Origin of the sequence: Nonomuraea cypriaca (genome assembly GCF_015645445.1) — a bacterium.
GTDB classification, from domain to species: Bacteria; Actinomycetota; Actinomycetes; order Streptosporangiales; family Streptosporangiaceae; genus Nonomuraea; species Nonomuraea cypriaca.
Genome location: NZ_JADOGI010000378.1, coordinates 1 through 6,802, shown reverse-complemented (window position 1 = coordinate 6,802; position 6,802 = coordinate 1). Strand labels below are relative to the sequence as shown.

Sequence of the window (6,802 nt, the reverse complement as noted above, 5' to 3'; positions counted from 1 at the left end):
CCAGCGCCTTGGTCGGTACACAGCCGATGTTGATGCACGTCCCTCCGTACATCTGATCCGACTGCTCCACCATGACGACCCTCTTGCCCTCGCGTCCCATGGTCCCCGCGAGATCCTTCCCGCCCTTACCGAAACCGATGACCAACACGTCGGCCGTGATGCCAACGCTCTCTGCTTCGCTCATATCTCTCACCATTTCCACACGCCGGCCGGCCCGAAGTTCGCCCTCAGCCCCGCCCTTCCGGGCCAGGCGATCAGAGGCAGGCGGCACTTTCAGGCCGTCGGCAGACCGTTAGGCAGCATTTCTCTCTCGAAGGATTCGCGTCCCGACTCGTCGAACAGCGCGAAGAGCTCCTGTACCTCGTCCTTGAGAAGTACGATCTGAGAGAAGCCGACCAGTTCGCCATTGACCCGGATCGGTGAGACCGTGACCAGGATCGTAATTTTTCCGTAGGGCCTGGCGACGTAGCTTACCGGCTCGACGCGGCCCTCTTCGAAAAGCCGGAGCATGGCGTCGAAACGGGGATTGGTCACCGCTCGGCGATGGTGCTTCCGGACGTCGTTTCCGATGTATTCGGGCATCCGGTCGAGGTGCTCCGAAGCCCACTTGTTGTAATACATCACCGTTCCGTGGCGGTCCAGGATGGTGACTCCGACGCCGGCCTGCTCGAGAATCCGGTCCGCCCACTGGTCCAGGCCCCAGTCCGTGGCGATGCGGCTCTCGGCGACTTCGGCTAGCTCGACCTGAGATGACATGAATACCTCCGAAGAGGGGGGATTGGTGGATACCTGTCGTAGTAGACAGACCGCGTCTAGTCGTATTAGCGGAAAGTCTGGACGTTTGATTCCGAGTTCACCATGAGTCATTTTTGGGGTGAGCCTTCGGCTGAGCCGAAGGCTTCTCGAGTGGGGCCGACATGGGTACCGTCTTGACCATGACGTATGACCTGACCGATCTTCAGCTATTCCTGCAGGTAGTCGACCAGGGCAGCATCACCCGGGGTGCGGACCTGTCACACCTGTCGCTGGCTTCGGCCAGTGCGAGGATCAAGGCGATGGAGAAGGCTCTGGGGGCGCCGCTTCTGATCCGGCATCGCCGTGGCGTTGTGCCGTCACCGGCAGGGTGGCTGCTGGTGGCCCATGCCCGTGAGGTCGTTGGGCAGATTGCTCGGATGCGTTCTGAATTGTCCCGATATTCTGACGGCCTGCGGCCCACATTGGTGATTTCGGCAAACACTTCGGCAACCGAAACGCTCGTGTCGCCGGTGATAGTCGACTTCATGGCCGACAACCCCGACATCGACCTGGAACTGGAGGAGCGGCCGAGCCACGAGATAGTCGCCGCCGTCACCGACGGCCGGGCGGAACTGGGGATCATCGCCGATCCCGTGGACACGGGCCGGCTGGAACGGGCGGTGCTGCGTCCCGACCCGCTGGTCGTCATCACACGGCCAGGCCACGCGCTGGCCGCGCGTGCTCATGTCGCGTTCAGCGAGTGCCTCGGCCACCCGTTCGTCGGCTTCACCGAGGGGAACCCGTTGCAGGAGCATCTGAGCGGGCAGACCCAGCCGCTCGGGCTCCGGCCTCGCTACCGGGCGCACCTGCCGAGCACGGAGGCGATCTGCAGCGCGGTAGCGGCCGGCGTCGGCATCGCCGTGGTTCCCGCGCGCGCGGTCGTCCGTTGGCAGCGTACCTACGACCTGCGGGTCGTGGACCTGACGAATTCCTGGGCGAAGCGCAACCTGCTGTTGTGCAGCCAGCGCTGGTCCGGGCTCTCCAAAGCCGCGGCAGCGCTCGCCGCACGCCTCAAAGCGCACGGGGCGCCCGCCGCCACACCGGACGACGGCGACGCCGAGGGCGCGTAGACGCCGACGGGCCCTGGCTCGGGCTCCGCGGGGCGAACGCGATATTCGCTGCGCACGTGGGGCAGGCGGCGCTCTTCCACCACTGGTCCGACGCATAATGACGCGCCGTGAGGGACGACGCGGTGGTTCATCGCCCTGCACGGCCACAAGTTGGACTTCATCCACACCTCGCCGCCGTGTCAGGCGCACAGCACGCTGACGCTCGGCACGAACCAGGGGCAGCGCTCCACCCGCGCGAGTAGCCCAGCCTGGAGCTTCGGCGACGCTCGAACGCCTGCCTCGCCTGGATGAACTGCAAAATGATCTGGAGCTCCAGCGAGCACGCGCCACGGCCGAGGGATGGCTGGGGAGATCGAGAGGATCGACCGGACACGATCATGTCTGCGGGATAAACGCGCAGACGCGCTGCAGCTTACTCGCATCACCCGCCAAGTCGATCTCGCCATACCAACCATCGCGGCAATCTCGTTGACCCGAGGCCGGCTGGATCGTCACCGCATCAACAGAGGCGGCGATCCAGGCGGGCCAATGGCGGACGCGCGTCTCGCGAGACGAAGGAGGGTGCCTATCGCATTGCTCTGTCTTGGATCTAGAGGATCGGTGCGGTATTGCAGAGTTCCGCCGCTGCTTCCCGCAGGTACATCTCCAGCCGCCTGATCGATGCGGTCACGCCTCTCGTATCGAGCCGGCAGGTGTAGAGACGACGGACGAGTGTGGGCTGCCGCATGGGCAGAACCACGACGCTCGGCGGAGCGTCCAACACCAACAACCGCGGCAGCAGCGCGACGCCGAGACCCGCCGCGACGAGGTTGAGCGCAGTACGGAAGTCCATGCCATCGAAGTCCAAACGATGTCCGCTCCCCCGGTCGCCGTCAACGGGTGACGCTGCCAAGTCGCGGACGTCGACCGCGGTGTTGATCCATGCGTCCGACGGCAGGTCGGCTGGGGTGAGACTGTCGGCTCCGGCCAGCGGATGACCGACGGGAAGGACAACCATGATCGGATCGTCCATGAGGTGCTCTTGCATGAGCCCGGCGGGTACTGGCCCGGGAGCGTGTTCGTAGTCGAAGGTGATGGCCAGGTCGATCTCTCCCCGGAACAGCAGCGCATGCGTTTCGCGCTGCTCAAGTTCACGGAGTGTGATGTGAACTGCCGGATGGGTCGCACGCAGGCGTGCGAGTGCGGGAGGGACGATGGAGGCTGCCGCCGAGATGAACGCGCCGAGCCGCACCTCGCCGCCGGTTCCGTCCGCAAGCGCCGCGAGCTCGGTGGCAGCGCGACTCATCGACACGCTGATCGCGGCCTCGGTGTCGAGAAGGACCTGCCCGGCCTCGGTCGCACGGACGGGCCGCCGGACCACGACTCGCGCACCGACCCGTCGTTCCAGTTCCGCAACCTGCTGCGAGACCGCGGACTGGGTGTAGCCCAGCTCCTCTGCGGCTGCGGCGAACGAGCCGAGCCGCACGACAGCCGCAAGGGTCACCAGATGCCGCGGATCGAACAACCAGGACATGGAGTTAAGGATAACTTATCGACCATGAAGAGATCATTGCTTGTGCTACTCCAGAGGCGTGGCCGACGCTAGACGCATGGACTTCACGCAATTCGACACTGCGATCAACAAACTCCCCCGATGCCGGATCGGGTTCTACCCCACTCCGTTCCACGCCTTGTCCAACCTGTCGGCGGCGTACGGGATCAACCTCTTCATGAAGCGCGAGGACCTGGCAGGACCTAGTGCGATCAGCGGGAGCAAGATGCGCCTGGCCGAGTTCATCCTGGGGCGGGCCCTCGAGAACGGAGTGACACACGTCATCACCCAGGGCGAATACCTGACCAACTCGGGTCTGCAGTTCGCCGCCGCCTGCCTGAGCGTAGGAATCACGCCGATCCTGGTTCTGACGCGGAACGTGCCCCGGCATGGTGAGCTCGGCGAGTTCCGCGGCAACTATCTGCTCAACAAGACGATGGGTGTCGAAACCCACGTCATCAACATCAGCGGCAACGTCTGGCATTCTCCGGATGAGGCCGCGCGGATCACCGACGCCATCGCGGTGCGCAAGGCCGAACTTGAGACGCAGGGGCACGAGGTCCTCGTTGTCGGGACCGGTGGTGCGCACCCCGACGGCCTCATCGCGCACGCCCTGACGTTCCGGGAGATGCTTGAACAGTCCGATGCCGCAGGGGTCGAGCTCGACTTCGTCTACCACACGATCGGCACCGGGACCGCGCTGCCGGGGATGCTGGCGGCCAAGCTGAGTCTGGGACACCCGGTGAAGTTCCGGTCGATCTCCATCCAGAGGTTCAACGACGGAGACCGGATGAACCCCGGCGTGATTGTCGAACGGACCAAGGCGGTGCTGGCCACCTTGGGCGCGCCCGTACCCGACGACGCGACGATCCGCGCCGAGATCGACATCGACCAGCGCTTCATCGGCGAGGACTATGCCGTCGCGTCCCCGGAGAGCTCGGCTGCGATCCGCGAACTGGCCAGGGCAGAGGGTGTCTTCGTCGGCCCTGTCTACACTGGCAAGGGACTCGCAGGATTGCTCGACCACGCCCGCAGCGGGCGGATCCCCGTCGACAGCAACGTCGCGTTCCTGCACACCGGAGACACCGGCAACCTGTTCGAAATTCCCCAAGTCGTCGGGCACATCGCCGACTGAGCCCGCAGCCTATCAGCCACGATCACCCTTGACCCGCAACGAAAACCCAACCTGGCAACGACCTCGATCACCACCGCAAACGCCCTCAATCGTACGTGGCCCGCGCTCACAAGCCGTCCCGTGCACGGCCTCGGGGAACATAGGTACAGCGGTATCGGTGAGAACGATCATGGTCGGCTAGCGCAGTGATCCACTTCGCCGCTGGGGTTCGGTGAAATGCCTCCGGGCCTGCTCCGGGGATGGCTACGGTCCGGCTCGTGCCGGTGGAATTTCTGAGCGATGAGCAGGCCGAGGCGTACGGGACGTTCGCCGAGGAGCCGACGAGGCCCGAGCTGGAGCGGTTCTTCCTGGACGACGTGGACCGGGACCTGATCGCACTGCGGCGGACGAAGCACAATCAGCTCGGGCTCGCGTTCCAGATGTGCACGGTGCGGTACGTCGGCCTGTTCCTGGAGGACCCGCTCGCGGTGCCGTGGCCGGTGGTCGAGCACCTGGCCGCGCAGCTTGGCATCGAGGACCCGTCGGTGGTCAAGCGGCACGCCGAGCGGCGTCAGACGCTGTACGATCACGGGTGGGAGATCCGGGACCCCTACGGTTGCCACCCCTACGAGGACGCCGAGTGGGGCCGGCCGGGGATCGGCAGTTCGCCGTCGACGTACTGGGCGCGCCCGAAGCCGAACGACCAGTCGTCGGGGTCGTTCTCCATGTAGCTGAGGAACAGGTCCTCTCCGGCTATCCCGGCGCGTTCCAGGCGGTCGGTCAGCGTGCGGTAGAGACGCTGCTTGTCCGCAGTGTCGCGGCCGCGCTGGGTGAAGATCTGGATGATCAAGATCCCGGGAGTCCGGTCGAAGCCGAGCCCGGCATCCTGAGCGATGATCTCTTCGGGCTCGTGCTGGGTGACGATCTGAAAGCGGTCCCTGGCCGGGATTCCCAGGGCCTCCACCAGTGCCTCCTGGACAGCGTCGGCGATGGCACGGACCTGATCGGGACTACGTCCGCGGACCATGTCGAGGCGTACCAGCGGCATGTCAGTGCTCCCATCGTCGAACGGCATCAGCCCGAGATTCACGTCGGCGGCTTGATCACCTGACTCCCCTCCAAAGACTTCCCTCTCAAGCTGGGAAAATGAGGGCAGATCGGTCCTGTTTCATCCTGCACAGAGAGAGCTTTGGAATCGCTTTGCCTAGCCAGCGATTCGCCCCGGCGATGATGCCCGAGCAAGTCTGGCACGCTCGCGCCCTACTGGCTCAACCGGACGCGACCATCGCCTCGATTGCCCGGCTGCTCGGCGTGAGCCGGGCGACCATCTACAAGTACGTCCCCGAGCTCAAGTCCGGTCACCGCCCCCAACTCGAGGCAAGCCCTCAGACCACCCGGGCCGAACTGCCCGCTGGGTGACCGCGTCGATCCCTACCTTGCCCCTCGCCGGAGCTTCGGGAGTCCTGGGCCTATACGAGAGCTTCACCGTCGCCGAAATGCTCACCTTCGGCCGCTGCATGAACACCCGCTGGGACGACGCCGCCGCGGCCGACCGGCTCGCCGGGCTGGGCATCCCACTGGAGCGGAAGGTGAGCAGGCTATCGGGCGGCCAGCAGGCGCAGGTGGCGGTCACGCTGGCGCTGGCCAGCCGGCCCGACCTGCTCGTGCTGGACGAACCGCTGGCCAACCTCGACCCCCTCGCCCGCCACGATGTAAGTTCGGGCGAGCCGAGCGGCGGGCCGTACACATCACGGCGGTACCGACGCGGCTCTTGACTATGGTGTCACCCGGCTCACCGCACTTGCGGTGTCGCAGATATACCGCCGCAGCCGCCTTGGGTGAGGTCTTGGTGCCGGACGCGCAGGTTGCATACAGCTCAACTCATGTCGGCGCAGTCTGAACGAGAGGTCAGGCGCGCAGCGCGCGCTTGTGCGATCTGTTCGGTCTGCGCCGTGATCCGTTCCCGGGTCCCGCGCACGCGTGTCTCGGCTCGGGCGGCGCCTGTTGGATCGTCTCGATAGCGCTCATCCCAGAGCCGTTGGACCATCCGATGCGCTTCCTCTGCTTGACGGCGGCGTTCGATCAGCACGGGATCCGCTGTTCCTGGACCGCACAGACGGTCGACGACCTCCCGAAGTTCCAGCCGGCTTGCGCAACGCTTCTGTCCTGCGTTCGACATAATTCGGTTCGGATAGAGGGCGGAATTCGGGGGATGAGCTGGGGAAATGCGTCTGGGCACGCCGGGGAGGCGTGTCTCTAGGCGGTGGCGTTCCTGCAGGTCAGCGGGGTGCG

At 65.5% G+C, this 6,802-nt stretch carries 10 protein-coding genes; 5 read left to right on the top strand and 5 right to left on the bottom strand.

Annotated elements, in window-relative coordinates; all coding sequences use genetic code 11:
* A partial coding sequence (locus ITP53_RS56725) for an FAD-dependent oxidoreductase (protein ID WP_207757686.1) occupies positions 1-184 on the bottom strand: 184 nt, incomplete at its 3' end.
* 89 nt (positions 185-273) lie between these two features.
* Positions 274-756 carry a PAS domain-containing protein gene (locus ITP53_RS53045; protein ID WP_195903080.1) on the bottom strand — a complete coding sequence of 161 codons (483 nt, stop codon included), beginning with the start codon at positions 754-756 and terminating at the stop codon, positions 274-276.
* A gap of 179 nt (positions 757-935) precedes the next feature.
* Between ITP53_RS53045 and ITP53_RS53040 the strand changes: the two genes are divergently transcribed.
* Positions 936-1,865 (top strand): LysR family transcriptional regulator, encoded by a 930-nt coding sequence (locus tag ITP53_RS53040; RefSeq protein ID WP_195903079.1) that lies wholly within the window; start codon positions 936-938, stop codon positions 1,863-1,865.
* 589 nt (positions 1,866-2,454) lie between these two features.
* Here the strand turns inward: ITP53_RS53040 and ITP53_RS53035 are convergent.
* The gene (locus ITP53_RS53035; protein WP_195903078.1) at positions 2,455-3,378 is read right to left on the bottom strand and encodes a LysR family transcriptional regulator; all 924 of its coding nucleotides are present in this window, start codon (positions 3,376-3,378) and stop codon (positions 2,455-2,457) included.
* Between the two features lie 76 nt (positions 3,379-3,454).
* On the opposite strand from ITP53_RS53035, the gene ITP53_RS53030 reads away from it, so the two are divergent.
* Both ITP53_RS53030 and ITP53_RS53025 read left to right on the top strand, forming a co-directional pair.
* Complete coding sequence (locus ITP53_RS53030) at positions 3,455-4,531, top strand: 1-aminocyclopropane-1-carboxylate deaminase/D-cysteine desulfhydrase (RefSeq protein WP_195903077.1); 1,077 nt, start codon at positions 3,455-3,457, stop codon at positions 4,529-4,531.
* Positions 4,532-4,788: 257 nt separating this feature from the next.
* Positions 4,789-5,241 (top strand): DUF4158 domain-containing protein, encoded by a 453-nt coding sequence (locus ITP53_RS53025; protein ID WP_207757685.1) that lies wholly within the window; start codon positions 4,789-4,791, stop codon positions 5,239-5,241.
* Here the strand turns inward: ITP53_RS53025 and ITP53_RS53020 are convergent.
* Positions 5,136-5,600 (bottom strand): tautomerase family protein, encoded by a 465-nt coding sequence (locus tag ITP53_RS53020; protein WP_207757684.1) that lies wholly within the window; start codon positions 5,598-5,600, stop codon positions 5,136-5,138. The genes ITP53_RS53025 and ITP53_RS53020 overlap by 106 nt on opposite strands.
* A gap of 110 nt (positions 5,601-5,710) precedes the next feature.
* On the opposite strand from ITP53_RS53020, the gene ITP53_RS53015 reads away from it, so the two are divergent.
* Together ITP53_RS53015 and ITP53_RS53010 are read left to right on the top strand one after the other, a co-directional pair.
* Positions 5,711-5,929 carry a helix-turn-helix domain-containing protein gene (locus ITP53_RS53015; protein ID WP_236052176.1) on the top strand — a complete coding sequence of 73 codons (219 nt, stop codon included), beginning with the start codon at positions 5,711-5,713 and terminating at the stop codon, positions 5,927-5,929.
* Positions 5,930-6,006: 77 nt separating this feature from the next.
* On the top strand, positions 6,007-6,285 hold the full coding sequence (locus ITP53_RS53010) for an ATP-binding cassette domain-containing protein (RefSeq protein ID WP_236052175.1): 279 nt from the start codon (positions 6,007-6,009) through the stop codon (positions 6,283-6,285).
* Positions 6,286-6,386: 101 nt separating this feature from the next.
* On the opposite strand, the gene ITP53_RS56720 is transcribed toward ITP53_RS53010, so the two are convergent.
* A partial coding sequence (locus tag ITP53_RS56720) for a hypothetical protein (protein ID WP_207757683.1) occupies positions 6,387-6,802 on the bottom strand: 416 nt, incomplete at its 5' end.

Coding starts and splice junctions, on each gene's coding strand:
- ITP53_RS53045 (WP_195903080.1), bottom strand. CDS start 756: ATGTCATCTCAGGTCGAGCTAGCCGAAGTCGCCGAGAGCCGCATCGCC.
- ITP53_RS53040 (WP_195903079.1), top strand. CDS start 936: ATGACGTATGACCTGACCGATCTTCAGCTATTCCTGCAGGTAGTCGAC.
- ITP53_RS53035 (WP_195903078.1), bottom strand. CDS start 3,378: ATGTCCTGGTTGTTCGATCCGCGGCATCTGGTGACCCTTGCGGCTGTC.
- ITP53_RS53030 (WP_195903077.1), top strand. CDS start 3,455: ATGGACTTCACGCAATTCGACACTGCGATCAACAAACTCCCCCGATGC.
- ITP53_RS53010 (WP_236052175.1), top strand. CDS start 6,007: ATGCTCACCTTCGGCCGCTGCATGAACACCCGCTGGGACGACGCCGCC.